Annotated in this window: 19 protein-coding genes; 15 read left to right on the top strand and 4 right to left on the bottom strand. The window is 37.9% G+C overall.

Features of this window, described 5'->3' with window-relative positions; genetic code table 11:
* Nucleotides 1-62 precede the first annotated feature (62 nt).
* Nucleotides 63-1,247, top strand: coding sequence for a pseudouridine synthase (locus tag EG346_RS19205; RefSeq protein ID WP_228426139.1), 1,185 nt, complete (start codon nucleotides 63-65; stop codon nucleotides 1,245-1,247).
* A gap of 304 nt (nucleotides 1,248-1,551) precedes the next feature.
* On the opposite strand, the gene pncA is transcribed toward EG346_RS19205, so the two are convergent.
* Nucleotides 1,552-2,157, bottom strand: a complete 606-nt coding sequence (gene pncA / locus EG346_RS19200; protein WP_123880856.1) for a bifunctional nicotinamidase/pyrazinamidase — start codon at nucleotides 2,155-2,157, stop codon at nucleotides 1,552-1,554.
* A 130-nt stretch (nucleotides 2,158-2,287) separates the two neighbouring features.
* On the opposite strand from pncA, the gene EG346_RS19195 reads away from it, so the two are divergent.
* The 5 genes from EG346_RS19195 to EG346_RS19175 all read left to right on the top strand — a co-directional run bounded on the left by EG346_RS19195 (nucleotide 2,288) and on the right by EG346_RS19175 (nucleotide 5,624).
* Nucleotides 2,288-3,430 carry a DEAD/DEAH box helicase gene (locus EG346_RS19195; RefSeq protein WP_073334621.1) on the top strand — a complete coding sequence of 381 codons (1,143 nt, stop codon included), beginning with the start codon at nucleotides 2,288-2,290 and terminating at the stop codon, nucleotides 3,428-3,430.
* A 235-nt stretch (nucleotides 3,431-3,665) separates the two neighbouring features.
* Nucleotides 3,666-4,202: a YfiT family bacillithiol transferase gene (locus EG346_RS19190; protein ID WP_073334620.1), complete on the top strand. Its 537-nt coding sequence runs from the start codon at nucleotides 3,666-3,668 to the stop codon at nucleotides 4,200-4,202.
* A complete protein-coding gene (locus tag EG346_RS19185; protein WP_228426137.1) occupies nucleotides 4,196-4,657 on the top strand; it encodes a DUF1569 domain-containing protein in 462 nt (153 codons plus the stop codon). The genes EG346_RS19190 and EG346_RS19185 overlap by 7 nt, the downstream gene beginning before the upstream one ends.
* Nucleotides 4,654-5,031: a bacillithiol system redox-active protein YtxJ gene (ytxJ, locus tag EG346_RS19180; protein ID WP_073334618.1), complete on the top strand. Its 378-nt coding sequence runs from the start codon at nucleotides 4,654-4,656 to the stop codon at nucleotides 5,029-5,031. The genes EG346_RS19185 and ytxJ overlap by 4 nt, the downstream gene beginning before the upstream one ends.
* Nucleotides 5,031-5,624 (top strand): Crp/Fnr family transcriptional regulator, encoded by a 594-nt coding sequence (locus tag EG346_RS19175; RefSeq protein WP_034730236.1) that lies wholly within the window; start codon nucleotides 5,031-5,033, stop codon nucleotides 5,622-5,624. The genes ytxJ and EG346_RS19175 overlap by 1 nt, the downstream gene beginning before the upstream one ends.
* A gap of 2 nt (nucleotides 5,625-5,626) precedes the next feature.
* Here EG346_RS19175 and EG346_RS19170 read toward each other — a convergent pair whose 3' ends face one another.
* Nucleotides 5,627-7,039, bottom strand: coding sequence for an aminotransferase-like domain-containing protein (locus tag EG346_RS19170; protein ID WP_073334617.1), 1,413 nt, complete (start codon nucleotides 7,037-7,039; stop codon nucleotides 5,627-5,629).
* A 92-nt stretch (nucleotides 7,040-7,131) separates the two neighbouring features.
* Between EG346_RS19170 and EG346_RS19165 the strand changes: the two genes are divergently transcribed.
* The 8 genes from EG346_RS19165 to EG346_RS25430 all read left to right on the top strand — a co-directional run bounded on the left by EG346_RS19165 (nucleotide 7,132) and on the right by EG346_RS25430 (nucleotide 13,399).
* Nucleotides 7,132-8,016, top strand: coding sequence for a DMT family transporter (locus tag EG346_RS19165; protein WP_073334616.1), 885 nt, complete (start codon nucleotides 7,132-7,134; stop codon nucleotides 8,014-8,016).
* A gap of 86 nt (nucleotides 8,017-8,102) precedes the next feature.
* Nucleotides 8,103-8,315, top strand: coding sequence for a hypothetical protein (locus EG346_RS19160; RefSeq protein WP_123880852.1), 213 nt, complete (start codon nucleotides 8,103-8,105; stop codon nucleotides 8,313-8,315).
* 462 nt (nucleotides 8,316-8,777) lie between these two features.
* A complete protein-coding gene (locus EG346_RS19155) occupies nucleotides 8,778-9,392 on the top strand; it encodes a Crp/Fnr family transcriptional regulator (RefSeq protein ID WP_228426135.1) in 615 nt (204 codons plus the stop codon).
* 346 nt (nucleotides 9,393-9,738) lie between these two features.
* Nucleotides 9,739-10,023 (top strand): hypothetical protein, encoded by a 285-nt coding sequence (locus tag EG346_RS19150; RefSeq protein ID WP_128124856.1) that lies wholly within the window; start codon nucleotides 9,739-9,741, stop codon nucleotides 10,021-10,023.
* A 14-nt stretch (nucleotides 10,024-10,037) separates the two neighbouring features.
* A complete protein-coding gene (locus EG346_RS19145; RefSeq protein WP_073334613.1) occupies nucleotides 10,038-10,424 on the top strand; it encodes a hypothetical protein in 387 nt (128 codons plus the stop codon).
* A gap of 58 nt (nucleotides 10,425-10,482) precedes the next feature.
* Nucleotides 10,483-12,618: a catalase gene (locus EG346_RS19140; protein WP_164466231.1), complete on the top strand. Its 2,136-nt coding sequence runs from the start codon at nucleotides 10,483-10,485 to the stop codon at nucleotides 12,616-12,618.
* Nucleotides 12,619-12,661: 43 nt separating this feature from the next.
* The gene (locus EG346_RS19135) at nucleotides 12,662-13,162 is read left to right on the top strand and encodes a CinA family protein (protein WP_073334611.1); all 501 of its coding nucleotides are present in this window, start codon (nucleotides 12,662-12,664) and stop codon (nucleotides 13,160-13,162) included.
* A 63-nt stretch (nucleotides 13,163-13,225) separates the two neighbouring features.
* Nucleotides 13,226-13,399 (top strand): DUF6766 family protein, encoded by a 174-nt coding sequence (locus tag EG346_RS25430; protein ID WP_317048632.1) that lies wholly within the window; start codon nucleotides 13,226-13,228, stop codon nucleotides 13,397-13,399.
* Here the strand turns inward: EG346_RS25430 and EG346_RS19130 are convergent.
* A complete protein-coding gene (locus EG346_RS19130) occupies nucleotides 13,396-14,202 on the bottom strand; it encodes an AraC family transcriptional regulator (protein WP_123880850.1) in 807 nt (268 codons plus the stop codon). The two genes, EG346_RS25430 and EG346_RS19130, sit on opposite strands and share 4 nt — an antisense overlap.
* A gap of 69 nt (nucleotides 14,203-14,271) precedes the next feature.
* Between EG346_RS19130 and EG346_RS19125 the strand changes: the two genes are divergently transcribed.
* On the top strand, nucleotides 14,272-15,417 hold the full coding sequence (locus EG346_RS19125; RefSeq protein WP_123880848.1) for an Atu1372/SO_1960 family protein: 1,146 nt from the start codon (nucleotides 14,272-14,274) through the stop codon (nucleotides 15,415-15,417).
* Between the two features lie 199 nt (nucleotides 15,418-15,616).
* Here EG346_RS19125 and pdxR read toward each other — a convergent pair whose 3' ends face one another.
* Nucleotides 15,617-17,062, bottom strand: coding sequence for a MocR-like pyridoxine biosynthesis transcription factor PdxR (pdxR, locus tag EG346_RS19120; RefSeq protein WP_123882796.1), 1,446 nt, complete (start codon nucleotides 17,060-17,062; stop codon nucleotides 15,617-15,619).
* Nucleotides 17,063-17,159 lie beyond the last annotated feature (97 nt).

Below are 17,159 nucleotides of genomic sequence, written 5' to 3'. Positions count from 1 at the left end.
AAAGTTATGATTCTTAATTTCTAACTCGTAACTAAATTACTATCTTTGCAGAAATTTTTAGAATGAGCAGAGATAACAATAATTCAGAAAGACCAAAAAGACCAAGAATTTCAACAAGAAAAAATTCTGATGATTCTCGTGCTTCTAGATCTGGAAATTCTTCAGGATCAAAACCTTTTAAGAAACCTTTTCCTAAAGCTGGCGAAAGAAATTTCGACCATAAAGGCGGCAATTCAAAGTTTGAACCCAAACCTTTCAAAAGAAGTGAAGAAAGTTCTCACAGCAGAGATGAAGAAAGCGGTGCAAAAACGGAGAGCAGATCTTATATCACCAACTCAAGTGAAGGACGTGAAAGAAAAACTTTCGGTAAACCGGCTCCAAAAAGAGGTGGAAAGAATTTTGATACCAGAGACAAGTATGAAAGAGGTAGCCTGAAGTATAGAAGAAGACCATCCAGTGGAGATGACAAAAATGAAGACAAGGCAAGATCTTTTGTACAGAAAAGAAGGTTAAACAAAATTGAAAAAGATGTTCATAAAGACACCATCCGTCTTAATAAGTATATCGCCAACTCAGGAATCTGCAGCAGAAGAGAAGCAGACGAACTGATCACGCAGGGGCTGGTAGAAGTAAACGGAGTAGTGGTGAATGAAATGGGCTATCAGGTTCAGAAAACCGATAAAGTAGTTTTTGACGGGCAGGGTATTACTCCTGAAAAACCGGTATATGTGCTTTTAAATAAACCCAAAGGATATATTTCTACGACTAAAGATGACAAAGCCAGAAAAACCGTAATGGATCTTGTGGCCAATGCATCACCGTACCGTCTTTTCCCTGTAGGCAGACTGGACCGTTCTACAACCGGAGTTATTCTTTTAACGAATGACGGACACATGACAAAAAAACTGACGCATCCTTCTTTTGATGCTAAAAAAATCTATCATGTGACTTTGGATAAAAAGCTGAGCCAGGAAGACATGAAACTGATTGTGGAAGGGATTCGTCTTGATGAAGGAGTAGCCATCGTAGATCAGATTTCATACATTGAAGGAAAACCGAAAAATGAGATCGGAATTGAAATTCACAGTGGATGGAACCGTGTGATCAGAAGAATTTTCCAAAGACTTGGGTACGAAGTGGAAACTTTAGACAGAGTAATGTTTGCCGGATTGACAAAGAAGAATATCAAACGTGGACACTGGAGAATCCTTACAGAACTAGAAGTTAATAATCTTAAAATGCTTTAATAAAGTTGGTTGCGTGATACGGCTTCATTTTTTTGTTCAGTATCTCACAGCAACTTTCATCATTAAAGAAAATTATAAGTATTAAAAAACTGCGCAGAAATAAAATTTCTGCGCAGTTTTTGTTTGTAATAAAACTTGTCGCTCACCCAATTCCCTTTCCATGAAGGAGTTGATTTTTGCAAAGCAAAAAGACGGGTTAGTTAAAAATTAAGCAATAATATAATTAACCAAAAAAAGACGCAGAAAATACATTTCCACGTCCTTTTTATCATTTTAAAGTTGATGAGTGAAAGGATGATCAACTTTATCCTAAAATCGTCACTCCCTTCTGTAGCATATCAAAAATAGCATCTCTGCCATTATCCGGTTTCACATTTACAGCTCTTGTCCCGTTGAAATGCAGACAGGTAACATAGCCGTTGGCGACCGCATCCGTACATGTAAATTTCACACAGTAATCCAGAGCAAGTCCTACGATTTCAAGCAACTGGATGTCGTGGTATTTTAAAAAATCATCCAGCCCCGTTTTCATAAAGTGGTTGTTATCCTGAAAACCACTGTAGCTGTCGATCTCTGTGTTTTTTCCCTTTTGAATAATATGGGTGACTTTATCCCGGTTCAGATCTTTATGAAATTCTGCTCCAAAAGTTCCCTGAACACAATGATCCGGCCACATGAACTGCGGAACACCATTCAGGATTATGCTTTCTCCTACTTTTCTATTGTTATTGCTGGCAAAACTTTTGTGATCAGCAGGGTGCCAGTCTTGTGTGAGAACGATCTGATCGTATTCATTTTCCTCCATCAAAAGATTGATATAAGGGATCACTTCATTTGCTCCCGGAACTGCTAATGCGCCGCCTTCACAGAAATCATTCTGTACATCTACGATTATTAACGCTTTTTTCATATTTAGATTTCTCGAATTTTGGATAAAAATACTCAAAAAATTGTCCAAAATTGAATTATCGGACAAATCGGCAATATAAAATTTTAAACCAAATATCAATAGCTTATCTTTGCAGTAAATAAGTATTTTTATGTCATTTGAGTCGTTAGGATTATCACACAATATTATTCGTTCTGTCAACAAATTAGGGTATTTGAAGCCATTTCCTATTCAGGAGCAGGCTGTTCCTGTTATTTTGCAGGGAAAAGATTTGATGGGAATTGCCGAGACAGGTTCCGGAAAAACGGCTTGTTTCGTCATGCCTATTTTAGAAAAACTGCAAAATGCAGAAGTTAAAAAAGATCGTAATGTTCAGGTTTTAATATTGGTGCCTACCCGTGAATTAGCCATTCAGATTGATGAAGTTTTCAGAGCTTTCACAGAAAATCTGAAGCGTGAGATTCGCACAATGGCGGTTTATGGAGGGGTTTCTATCAATCCGCAAATGAAAGGAATGTTTGGGGTAGAAGTTCTTATTGCAACGCCGGGCCGTTTATTGGATTTAATTGATCACAATGCATTGAGTATTTCAGGGATTCAGCATTTGGTGATTGACGAAGCCGATAAAATGTTTCAGCTTGGTTTCGGAGAAGAAATGAATAAGCTTTTCGGTTTGATGCCTGTGGTGAAGCAAACAACTTTGTTTTCGGCGACTTTAAATGATAAAGTTTCAGAAATGAAGGAACGTTTATCCATTAATCCTACAATCATTGAAATCAAAAAGGATGAAGTAGAAATAGATCACATTGAGCAATTGGCGTATCACGTTTCTCCGGAAAACAAAGGTCCTTTTTTAAGATATTTAATCAAAGAGAAGAAGGTTGAAAAAGCATTAATCTTCGTTTCTTCTACCCGATCTGCAGATAATTTGGTAGAGAAACTTAAAAAAAATAAAATTAAAGCAGTTGCTATTCACAGTCAGAAATCGCAAGGCGCCCGTAGAAACAATCTGGAAGAATTTAAAGTCAATGGCGCTCAGATATTAGTGGCTACAGACTTAATTGGGCGTGGTATTCATATCGAATCGTTGCCTTGTGTCATCAATTATGAATTGCCGCGTTCTCCATTAGACTATATTCACCGCATTGGTAGAACAGGCCGTGCCAACGAAAAAGGAACTGCCATCAATATTCTTACGGATGATGAACTGCAGCATTTCAGAGTGATTCAGAAGAAAATGGGTAAGAAAGTAACCTTGCAGAGAACAGAAGGAATTGATCTTCATGGATATTAATGCATAGATGTAAATAATAAAGGCTTCAATTTTTACAGAATTGAAGCTTTTTTTAGCGATAACTTTTTTCTGGCAGCTGCCTTCTGATTTTATAAATGATAAAGAGCATAATTAACGCTTTTTTCATTTTAGATTCTTGAAATTTTGATAAATTTACATCCCCTGCTACTTAAAAAAATGTCCAAAAAAATAATAACCGGGCTATACTGCAGTATTAAAATTTAAAACTACTACAATGAGCAACTTAGAACAGAAAAGGTTTCCGATAGGCGAGTACCAACAGCCTGAGAACATCTGCGATATCAAACTTGATGAATATATTAAGGTGATCAAAAACTTTCCTGAAAAGCTTAAAAACTTAATAGAAGACCTTTCTGATGATCAGTTGGATACTCCTTACAGAGAAGGAGGATGGACGGTAAGGCAGCTTGTCAATCATATCGCCGATAGCCATATCAACAGTTTCATTCGTTTAAAACTGGCATTAACGGAAGACAATCCAACGATCCGACCTTATGATGAAGCAAAATGGGCAGAACTTCAGGACAGTGTCAGCATGCCTGTAAAACCTGCGATGAGAATGATCAAAGGAACACATCAGAGATGGGCAGCTTTGCTCAAAACTCTTACGAATAAACAATTTGAAAGAACCTTTCATCACCCTGAACAGAATAAGGATTATGATCTGAGAAATTATCTCGCCCTTTATGTTTGGCATTGCCATCATCATTTTGCTCATATTGAAAACCTCAAGAAAGAAAAAGGGTGGTAAAAAAGAGTCTGCATCATCCACTTCACTTTGAAGAAATTATTAGCAGAATTTCCATGCTAGACGACAATGCTCCCCGAAAATGGGGAAGAATGAATGCGTCACAGATGTTAAAACACTGTGAGCTTGTTCTTAAGGTCGCTTTAGGTAAAATTGAACTTCCCGAAATCAATATCTTGTTCAGGGCAGTGGGAGCAGCAACCAAAATAGAAATGCAGATGTTTAATAACGGAATTCCCCGAAACATGCCTACTTTTCAAAAACTAATCGTTAATTTTGAGTGTGATTTTGATGAATCAAAAACCAATCTGCTGAATTCACTGAAGGATTTCCGGAAAGTATCTGAGAACAAGGCACTTCCGGATCACCATAGATTATTCGGCACAATGACTGAAAAAGACTGGGGATTTTTAGAATACAAACATCTTGATCATCATTTAAAACAATTTAATGTATGAGTTTTTTTGATAAAATATTCGGAGGAAAAGAAGAAGCCCCTGAACGTAAATCTTTCTGGAAAAAAATAGAATCTTCCGAAGATCTGGCGAAGGCAATAGAGGCTTCGTATCACCATAAAATTGCTATTTTCAAGCATTCAACACGATGCTTCATCAGCAGTACAGTATTGAAAAACTTTGAAAGAGAAATAGATAGTTTAGATCAAAAACCTGATTTATATTATCTAGATTTGCTGGAACATAGACTGATCTCTAATAAGATTGCAGAAGATCTTGGAATCAGGCATGAAAGCCCGCAGTTGATCATCATAGAAGATGGAAAGGTGGTTGACAGTTCTTCACACGAAGATATATCCATAAGCCAGGTTGTATAATGAAGAATATTAACACGTATTTAGCTAAAGTACTCAATGTTCCTATAGAAAAGGTGAACATGTGCAGTTTACACTATGAAGTAAAGAAAATACCTAAAAATCAGTTTCTTTTACAATATGGTGAAATATGCAGGCATATATTCTTTGTGGAAAAGGGATTGTTGAAGATGTATTCCATCGACAAGAATGGAAAAGAGCACATCATACAGTTCGCCCCTGAAAGCTGGCTGATTTCTGATAGAAGCAGTCTTTATTTTAACGAGAAATCCATTTACTATATAGAAGCGGTGGAAGATACGGAAGTTCTGTTTCTGCACCCCGATTTCTTCAACAAACTGGTAGAACAGTTTCCCAACAGCATCGAAAGAAGTGATTTTTTACTGCAGAAGCATATCAGAAGTCTTCAGAACAGAATCAATTCATTACTCGGCGAGACCGCAGAAGAGCGATACATGAAGTTTATCAAAATGTATCCGGACCTTCTCCTGAGAGTTCCCCAATGGATGATTGCTTCTTATTTGGGAATCACACCTGAGAGTCTTAGCCGCGTAAGAAAAGAACTGGCCAGAAAAAACTTCGTCCCGGATAAATAATATCATAATTTTTTCGCAAGATTTCCGACCTGCTGCAGGCATAATCTGGTCTCTTCCGTCCATGGAAGCCCGATACAGAGGCGCATACAGTTTTCAAACTGATCCTGTAGGGTAAACATCCTGCCGGGAGCAATACTGATGTTCTGTTTTATTGCCAGATCATACAGTTCAGTGGTTCGGATCTTTTTGTCAAATTCTATCCACAGAGAGAGTCCACCCTGTGGGCGGCTGATTTTTGTGCCGTCTGGAAAGTAATCCGCGATCGTTTGTACATAATTCTGATAATTATTCTGAAGAGCCCTTCTCATTTGCTGGAGGTGTTTTTCGTATCTGCCGGATTTCAAAAAGTTGGCCACAGCTTCATTCACAATAGAAATAGAGGAAGTTGAATGAAGCAGTTTCAGTTTCATAATCTTTTTTTTGTATTTTCCCGGAGCAATCCATCCTACGCGATAGCCCGGAGCCAGCGTCTTTGAGATTGAACTGCAATACAGAACATTTCCGTCCTCATCAAAAGATTTACAGCATTTCGGCCGGCTGGACCCAAAGTAAAGATCTCCGTAAACATCATCTTCAATGAGTGGAATATGATGTTCAGACAGAAGTTTTACGATTTCTTTTTTATGATCGTCCGGCATGCAGCTTCCTAAGGGTGAATTGAAATTAGGAATCAGTAAACACAGGTTAATCTGTGGAATTACCTTTCGCAAAGCTTCTATTTCAATACCCGTCGTTGGGTGCGTGGGAAGTTCAAGAACATTTAAGCCCAACCCATTGGCCAGCTGAAGAATACCAGGATAGCAAGGGCTTTCGATAGCTATGGTATCACCGGGCTTACCTAAAGCCATGAGGCAGAAGGACAAGGCATTCATTCCTCCATTCGTTGTAACCAGATCATTTTCATTAAGATTTCCTCCCCATTGCAGGGAACGTACGGCAATCATTCTTCGAAGCTTTAAATTTCCCTGAAGTTCCTCATATTCCGTTCCGCCATCTTTTAATTCACGGGTGGCTTGGATGATTTCTTTTTTTAATTTGGCCTGAGGAAGAAGATCTCCGGAAGGAATTCCGATAGAGAAAAAAGTGATTCCCTTTTTACCCATATTTTCATAAACTCGGCTGATCAGTTCATCCGGTTCATCGTTATTGGCCATCAGAGAAGGGCGGCTTACTTCCGGAAGAGGCAGCTTGACAGACATCAGCCTGCTGACAAAATATCCGGACTGTGGTTTGGACTGTATTAAAGACTGGGATTCAAGTTCCAGAAATACACGCTTCGCTGTGTTCATACTCACCTGATGTTCCTGACACATCATCCTCACGGAAGGAAGCTTGTCTCCTGGCTTCAGGACACCATTTCTGATCTGGGAAGCGATTCCCTCTGCAATTTCTGTATAGATAAATTCTTTGCTCATTTTTTCTAACTGTGCTCATGCAAATATACAAAACTGAGACTGTGTTTATTCATTTCAGCTTTATAATTTTGACTCATAAAAAAAATAGTAAAATGGTAACTGATACAATATCAAAAGACGAAAGTGTAAGCGGATGGATTAACGGCTTTATAGGAGTACTGCTGTTCAGCGGATCAATGCCGGCTACAAAATTAGCTGTTATGGAAATGAGTCCAATCTTTGTAACCATTGCCAGGGCAGCTATTGCAGGAGTTCTGGCACTTTCTGTTTTATTGATCTACAAAGAGAAACGTCCTGAGAAGAAACAAATATTCCCTTTAGTATTGGTATCTATTGGCTGCGTCATTGGTTTTCCGCTTCTTTCCGCATTGGCCCTTCAGTATCTGACTTCTGCACATTCCATTGTGTTTTTGGGAATGCTTCCTTTGGCCACTGCGGTCTTTGGAGTTTTCCGTGGAGGAGAAAGGCCTCATCCCATATTTTGGTTATTTTCTATCATAGGAAGCCTTTTGGTAGTGGGATATGCATTTTCGCAGGGAATTTTGGCTTCTCCTGTCGGTGATATTCTGATGCTGCTTGCTGTGATCTTATGCGGAATGGGATATGCTGAAGGGGCAAAACTATCAAAAACATTAGGCGGCTGGCAGGTGATTTCGTGGGCTCTGGTCTTGGCATTGCCCATTATGGTTCCTCTTTTTTTTATTTATTTTCCGGATCATATCGAGACCGTTAGTTTTAAGGGTTGGTTTGGCATGGCTTATATTTCTCTTTTCAGTATGTTTATAGGATTTATATTTTGGTATAAAGGTTTGGCGCAGGGAGGGATCGCTACAGTAGGACAATTGCAGTTATTACAGCCTTTTTTCGGATTGGGTCTGGCGGCGTATTTCCTTCATGAGCAGGTAAGCATGGGAATGCTTGGAGTTACCATAGGGGTAATCTTATGTGTTGCCGGAACCAAGAAATTTGCAAAATAACCAAAGTAAATGATTATGATCGTAATCATCAATTATCATTTTGTAATTGGATTATATTTGGAAGCACATTACAAAATATAGCAGTTATGAAATTTACCATTTTACTCATGCTTTTAGGCTTAACTGTATTAAGCTGCAAAAAGGAAACTAAAGTAGAAACGATGACAAAATCAGACAGTGTCATTATTGATACAATGCCTGCAGACTCACTCGCTGCTCCTATGCCGGCTGATACGATGCATAACGCAAACACTTCACCGTCAACAAAAATGGACACAGCGAAGGTCATCAAAAAGTAATTTTTCCCGTCATAGATTTTATCAACCCGCTTTTTTGTTAGAGCGGGTTTTAATATCCTTTCGATGTTTGCAAGGACAGATTTCTTGTATATTAAATCCGAATTTATCAATGTTTTAAATTATTGACTGTTTTTATATTTAATATTTACTTTGTAATTTGATTATTGTGTATTCTGATAATTATTTTAACTTTATTTAACATTTAGTCTAATCATTAAGGTTCAGTATTTGCATAGGGTAAATTAGAAACAGGTTCAAAAAGATAAGTTTTAAAAAGAAAGATATTGATGCTTAAGATAATAGTATTGGTGTCATCAATCATAACTTAGATTGAAGAACTATGAAGCAGAACCAAAACAATACAGTAATTTCAAATTAAAGATTGAAAGATTGTATGGTAAAAAGCGGTTTCAGTAATAAAATTTCACTATTTTTTATTGAACATATTTTAAAGAGATACTTATGAAAACAATAAGCTGCATGAATATTGACGATGAGCTGTTATATTCATCCGGAGGAGACATCAAAAAATACAAGAAAGGTGAACTCGTATACAGGGAAGGAGACCATGCGCTCTATTATTTCCAGATCAGGGAAGGAAAAGTGAAGCTTAATAATTATGACGATGAAGGAAAAGAATTTATACATAATATTTTTGGAGGAAAACAAAGCTTTGGAGATTCAATGCTTTTTTTAGATAAATTTTATCCTACCAATGCAGTATGTATAGAAGCATCAGAAATTATCAGAGTTCCCAAGGACCGTTTTGTTGAGCTCATTAAAAAACATCCTCATTTGTCTTTGGAAATGAATGCCTGTCTTTCTCAAAGATTGTATTTTAAAGCGATTATGCTTCAGAGTATGGCCTCTCTAAATCCTGCTTCAAGACTTAAAGGGCTTTTGGATTATCTTAAAAGTTATCACGATGACAGCTGTGGAAGCTGTTTTAAGGTGGGACTCACACGTCAGCAGATTGCCAATCTGGTGGGTCTTCGTGTAGAAACGGTCATCAGAGCACTGAAAAAAATGGAGAAAGAAGGAAATATAAAAATAGAAAACCGAAAAATTGTCTATTGACATCAGTTCAAATATGATTCAGGTCATAAAAAAGTGAATTATTCTGACGTACATTTGAAAGATCAAAATTTCAATACATTTCTTAAGACCCTAGTACGGGCGGCATGGAAGCTTTCGGCTTTCAGGATTGGACTATCAGATTTCCACCCAGGCCGGGTTGCAATACATCACTCCATATTCATTCATAAAAAATTCAGTTGAAAATACTGGAGGTTACCGTAACCGCAATTCTGAGATATCAATATTGAAATGAGAAAAATCGTTTCCTGCCGGATGATACCAACTGATCATCCTGCCGGAAGTATATAAACCATGATTACTCAGAAATATGGATTGTCAGAAAATAGTGAAAACTCTGAAGCATAAAGACTTCATCAGAGTAGCTAATAAAGGAAACTGCTTTGAAGAAGGCGCAGCTGTTTATGCCAAAGAAATAAAGGATAATATCTTTTTATTATTTGTGATACTAAAAGACATCGAGATTGAAAATATTCAGGCCCTGATTGCTCATTTTGACAGTTTTAGCAGCATCGGATTGAAAGAACCGGAACAGGTGATGTTCTATCTCTCAATCAAAGACAAGGAAGATCTTCATTATTTTGAGAAATATTTAAAAATTTCCGATAACTAATAACCATTTTGAATATGATATTTGAAAACGACACTTTAAAATATTCCGGTCTGAATGATAAAAACAATATGATAGAGAATGAATCTTTATTTCCAAGTGTTATCAATTCATACGGAGTGACTGCTTTTCTGATCAAGTCATTGGAGAAGATAAAAAACAATGCTCAATGTGATATTCTTAAAAATGTGATGGACACGTATATCAAAGATTATATTTTAAACATCCGCGAATATCATGGCGAAAAAACAAGCTCTCCTTCTCACAGGGGTGCAGAAATAAAAATAGAAAACTCTTCTTTCACTTTATATGCTAAAACAGCGTATTACAAAGTACTGAAAGAAGAAGAATACCTCAATAAACTTTTAAACACTTTAGAAAAAGACAGAACAAATCCGGAATAATCCGTGTACAATATTGTTTGACTTTTTACCCTTTACACCACACCAAAATAAAATTGATATGAAAAACGATTCTCACAAGAATAAAAAGTTAGACCAACTGGATGACCACAGTACTTCCAATGAAAATGAAAAACTGACGACTAACCAGGGGATAAAAATTAATAATAACCAGGATTCATTAAAAGGCGGCGACCGCGGACCAACACTGCTGGAAGACTTCATTTTAAGGGAAAAAATTACCCATTTCGATCACGAAAGGATCCCCGAAAGAGTAGTCCATGCAAGAGGTTCAGGAGCGCATGGTGTTTTTAAGCTGAACAAAAGTCTTAAGGCGTACACCAAAGCAAAATTTCTAAACAAAGTAGGTGAAGAAACACCTGTTTTTGTAAGGTTTTCAACAGTTGCCGGAAGTAAAGGAAGTACTGATCTGGCCAGAGATGTAAGGGGATTTTCTATTAAATTTTATACCGAAGAAGGAAATTATGATCTTGTGGGCAATAATGTTCCCGTCTTTTTCATTCAGGACGCGATCAAATTTCCGGATTTGATTCATGCCGTGAAACCCGAACCGGACAATGAAATTCCTCAGGCTGCATCAGCACATGATACATTTTGGGATTTTATTTCACTGATGCCCGAAAGTATGCACATGATCATGTGGGTAATGAGCGACAGAGCCATTCCAAGAAGTTTGCGAATGATGGAAGGTTTTGGAGTCCATTCCTTCAAATTTATTAATGAAGAAGGTAAAGTTCACTTCGTTAAATTTCACTTTAAACCCAAATTAGGCGTTCATTCCGTGGCATGGGACGAAGCACAGAGAATCTCCGGTGTAGATCCTGATTTCCACAAAAGAGATTTGTGGGAAGCTATTGAAAACGGAGCTTTCCCTGAATGGGATTTTGGGGTGCAGCTGATTCCGGAAGAAGATGAGCACAAATTCGATTTTGATCTGCTGGATCCTACCAAACTGATTCCCGAAGAAGAAGTGCCCGTGGAACTCTTTGGAACTTTAACATTGAATAGGAATCCCGATAACTTCTTTGCAGAAACTGAACAAGTAGCATTTCATCCCGGACATCTTGTTCCCGGAATTGATTTTACCAATGACCCTTTGCTTCAGGGAAGATTGTTTTCTTATACCGACACCCAACTGTCAAGACTTGGATCACCGAATTTTCATGAAATCCCAATCAACAGATCGATCAATACCGTTCACAATAATCAGCGTGACGGACATATGAGACAGCAGATTGTAAAAGGAAAAGTAAGCTATGAACCGAATTCTATGGGAGGAGGATGTCCTTTTCAGGCAATGATGTCCGAAGGAGGATTTGTTTCTCAGGAAGAAAGAGTTTCCGGAGAAAAAGTCAGAAAAAGAAGTCAGAGTTTTGTAGACCACTATTCTCAGGCAAAATTGTTTTACAACAGTCAGTCGGTTCCTGAAAAGACCCATCTTCAGAATGCACTTATTTTCGAACTTTCCAAAGTAAATATACCGGAAATCAGAGAAAGAGTAGTAGGACAACTTGTCTTTATTGATAAAAATCTGGCTCAAAAAGTAGCTGATAAAATAGGCGTGAAAGTAAAAAAATTAAAAGAACCTAACCAAAGCATACCTGCAGATGCGAACGCAGCTGAACTTCAAAGCGCAGAAATAGAGCCTAAAACTAAGCAGTCTGATGCCCTGAGTATGAAAGACACGGTAAAAGATACCATCAAAAGCAGAAAGATAGGTTTCATCATAGCCAATGGTACAGATGGAAGTGCACTTAACGATTTAAAGTCAAAACTGGAATCGGAAGGCGCCACGGTGGAACTTATTGCACCAAGTGTAGCGCCTGTTAAAACCAAGGACGGATCAAGCCTTACTCCAAAACATTCTCTCACGAGTATTGCCAGTGTTTGTTTTGATGCATTATACATCAGTGCGGGAGAAAAATCAACCAAAGAACTTTTGGATCCTGAGAATAGACATCATGTGTTGCAGTTCATCAATGAATCGTATAGGCATTGTAAAGCAATTTATTTTGGAGCGGGAACAGAAGAATTGTATAACCGGAGTAATATAGCTGCCAAAAAACATGATGATCCGGCTGTAATTACCTGGGACAATGATAATCCTGTCAATCAGTTTATAAAAGCAGTTTCCGGACACAGAGTCTGGGATCTCGAACAGGAAAGAAATGCATAAACTTTAAGAATACACCCTTCACACTCACTAAATATTTATCATTATGGAATTCCAGAAAAATCTTTTAGAATATATAAGCCAGTCTATTTTAAGGGCTGGTGAAACGATTTCAGTAGCAGAAGGCGTTACCTCGGGATGCCTTCAGCTTGCTTTTTCGCAAATGCCCAACGCATCGCTATTTTTCAAAGGTGGGATGACGACTTACACTCTTCCCCAAAAAGTAAAATTACTGAACGTAGACAAGGCAGAAGCTGAAGAATGTGACTGTGTCTCTGAAAACATAGCACGAACTATGGCTCTCAATGTTGCCAAACTCTTTGAAACGGACTGGTCAATTGCCACCACTGGCTATTTCACTCCGATACGAAATTCAATGTATAAAATCTTTGCCTATTTTTCATTTTCGTATAAAGGGGAAATCATTTTGACCAAAAAACTGGAACTTCATCCCAAAACTCAGGCACTGAACGCTCAGATGTATTATACAGAATTCATTCTCGGATGTTTTAAAAGTGAAATCAATCAACTGTTGATCTTAAAATAAATTTTTAAGAAAATATAGAATAGAAGGATCAAAGTTCAGGAATCCAATTCCTGAACTTTACCAATAAATCCATCCTTACGGTATATATCGGATTCCAGATTCCGGTTTGAACCTTTTGAGAACTGGCAAAGTGAATTTTTAGCCGTTTTTTCAATCGCTGTATTATCCATCTGGCTCCGTGAAAAATGTTGTCCGGAATCTAAGCCTTTAGATGGGGCCCATGACGAAACTGCTTAATTGATTTTCTTCACCCTCGGTTTAGATTTCATGATCGAATAATAGGAAGAAGTAAAAGCCGATAAACTTTGATACCCTACTTTGTAAGCAATCTGGCTTAACGTCAACTGCCCACCGTCAATAAGTTCTATGCTCTTCAGGATTCTCACAAGCTGATGGTATTTCTGAAGCGTAATTCCGGTTTCACTCTTAAATATTCTTTGCAGACTGCGCACAGACATTTGTGCTTTTTCTGCCAGTTCATCTGCATTCAGACTATATTTAAAATTAGAATTGATATAAGTACAGACAGGAATAAGCCTGGCATCAGACGGAACGGGAATTTCAAGATAACTGCTTTCTCTGCAGAAATTGGGAAGACTTTTTAAAATGGCTTTAAAAAACAAGTCCTGTTCCTCATCTTCTTCTGTCAGCTGATTCCATTTGGATGCATAGAGAAGCATTTCTTTTAAAACAGAGGGAACGGCAAAAACATGCACATTTTGGTAAAAATCATCCTCAAAAACAGTTTTGAAAAGAAAAACCATTAAGTTGACAGTTTTTGCTTCTGAAGTAATTCTGTGCGCTTTTCCTGAAGGAATCCAAATGACATGGTATTGAGGAACCAGATAAATTTTCTGATCGATATGAAAATACTGGTAGCCTTCTTCTACAAAAGTAAGCTGTGCCCGTTGGTGAGCATGTTCATGATCATCATGTTTCCAGTCTTTCTCACACCAGACATACGCTTCCTTGCCAATAGTATCTACCAGGTTGCTGTTTGTTTTTTCCTTTAAACCGCATTTTACGATGTCGTTCTGCATAGAATTTTTGGCAAATTTAATAAAAACGACAATACTAATTTTGTATAGTTAATTATTTATCTATTAAAAATGAAAAAACTAAGTACGGTTTTTGTATTCATCTTATTATTAAAAATCACCACGATCATGGCACAAGACAATAAAGCTAAAATACTGGTCCTCATTCACTCAGACAATGGGGGGACTTATGAACTGGCGAAAGAATTGGCATCCGGCATTGAAAATAGTGGAAGTGCTACAGCCGTGATTAAACAGGTTAAAGACTCTCAAAATCCAAAATTGAAAAATATTCCTGTAGCATCAGTGGATGAATTGCCATCTTATGACGGAATTGCTTTCGGGTCCCCTGTGTATTTCGGAAATATGAGTACCGGAATGAGTGAGTTTTTATCTAAGACCGTTAATTTATGGATGAATCATGCGCTGGAAGGAATGCCTGCAACCGTTTTTATGTCAGCAGGAAGCGGTGCGGGAAAAGAATTGGCTTTGAATGCTTTCTGGAATACGTTATCTGTTCATGGAATGGTATTGGTTTCCAATGGAATCAGGGGTACGGAAGGTATCAACAAAACAATTCCTCAGGGAAATACAGTTTTAGGGGTAACCAGCATGGCATCGCTGAAAGATGTTGAAAGACCTACAAAAGATGAACGGGCAATGGCACAGCTTCAGGGAAGGAATTTTGCTAAAACAGCTTTGGCGTTGAAAGGAAGCTTCAGTAAAAAACTGACAACAGCTGCTGCTGTGGAAAAGTCTGATGATATCAATGCTCTTTTAAAACAAAAAAATATTACCCTTCCAAAAGTTCCTCAGCCAGCAGGAAACTATAAACCTTATGTCCGTTCCGGAAATCTGGTATTCATTAATCAGGTAGCTTTAAAAGAGGGTAAAATCTTAAATCCCGGGAAATTGGGTGTTGATGTCAATGAAGAGCAGGTAAAGGAAGCTACAAAAGCCACAATGCTTAACGTTATAGCAGTTTTAAAGGAAGCAGTAGGCGGTGACCTTAATAAAGTAAGACAATGTGTGCAGCTGACCGGAATTTTCAACACGAAAGATGACTATACAAAACATGCAGATTTGATGAATACAGCATCAGACCTGACCGTAGAAATTCTGGGAGAAAAAGGAAAACATGCCAGAGCAACTTTGGGCGCTTCGTCTATTCCTGTCAATTCTTCCGTTGAGATACAGGCTATTTTTGAAGTGGAGTAAAAATCACGTGATACAAGCCATACGAATCTGCTTTATCAGCTGAATCTTCGGGAATAATAGAATATAAAAAGTCTATTTTAATCTCCCGCGGATGTAGAAGATAGAGCAGATTTTTTAATTTCTAATTTTACTGAGATTTTAACCCGTCTTAAAAAGACACCTTTATGCCAGCAGCTTTAATCAAAACCTGAAGCGATTTTTATCTCATCTGGCTGATTTGAGATTTCAGAACATCAGCGATGATTTTTATACTATCTTCCAGTTGTTCTTCAGATAAGGAGCCATAACTAAGCCTGAATCCGTTGATTATGGTATCGTGACTGTATTGTTTTGGATGAATGATAGCAATGTTTTTCTCAAGCAATAAGGAGGTTGCGATTTTCCAGTCCAGGTTTTCTTTGGGAACGATCCAGAAAGCAAGACCTCCTTCAGGCAATGTAAAGTTGGAGATACCTTTCAAATATTTTTCCAAAAGATCGTAAACAAAATCTCTTTTGTTTTTGTAATGAGCCGTTGCCTTCTTAATGTGCTTTTTTACAATTCCATCTTTAATTAACTGTAAAACGGCCTGCTCCATGATTACATCTCCCTGAACATCAATGATCTTTCTTAAATCTCCGACTTTCCGGATCAGCTCGGGATCTTTGGATACCAGATAGCCAATGCGAAGAGCCGGAGCGACTACTTTACTCAATGTGCCTACATAAACATAATTATTCAGCTCAGTAAAACTTGAAACAGGCAGAATAGGACGGTACCCAAAGTGAAACTCATTATCATAATCATCTTCAATGATGGTGATTCCATGTTTGTTTGAAAGTTCTATTAATTCCAGCCTTCTTGCTAAACTTAAAGTAACCGTCGTAGGGTACTGTCTGTGAGGTGTTATGTATATTGCTTTTATATTTTTATTTTCTGTTAAAAGTCTTTGGATATCTTCAATGATAATCCCTTCATTATCTACTGAGGCCGGCAGAAGTTTTGCTCCTGCATACTCAAAAGCTTTCCATGCCGGTTGGTATCCCGGGTTTTCTACAATGATGCCGTCTCCGGTTTTTAACAGGCACTGAGCAGTCAGGAACATCGCCATCTGACTTCCTCTGGTGATTGAAATTTCATTTTCACGGATATGCATTCCCCGCTGATGGTTCAGCATTTGGGAAATAGCTTTCCGAAACTCTGCATCACCATGTTCATCTCCGTATCCCATCATCTGCCACCTGGCTTTCCGGTTAAAGATCTGCCTGTATGCTCTGGCAAGTTCTGTCACGGGAGCTATTTTGCTATCCGGATGTCCATCGTCAAAATTGATCAGGGATTTGCGGGAAATCATTGAGTTTTCTTCGGTGTCGGGATTTCCTTTGCCTAACCTATTCTGTAAAACCGGAAGCTTTTCCGATACAAAAATTCCCTTCCTTTCTTTAGAAATCACCCATTCTTCATTGATCAGAACCTGATAAGCTTCTACTACTGTATTCCTGTTGATCTTAAAAATCGATGCCATATTCCGGCTTCCGGGAAGCGCATCTCCTGCATGGAGTCTTCCGGACCGTATATCGGCAATAATGGTGTCCGCAATTTGCAGATACACTGCCTTTTCAAGTGTTTTATCTATTTCAAATTCTAATTTCCAAGGACGAATCATCTGGACTACCTGTTTATATAAAAACTGAATCATTTAAACAGTCCAAATATAAGATAATTTTGTCATGCAATAATGCAACCAACCAATCTAAATGTAA

The sequence above is a fragment of the Chryseobacterium carnipullorum genome (genome assembly GCF_003815695.1).
In the GTDB taxonomy this organism is placed as follows: Bacteria; Bacteroidota; Bacteroidia; order Flavobacteriales; family Weeksellaceae; genus Chryseobacterium; species Chryseobacterium carnipullorum.
Note: the sequence above shows the minus strand (reverse complement) of the source record. Positions and strands in the feature narration are given on the sequence as shown.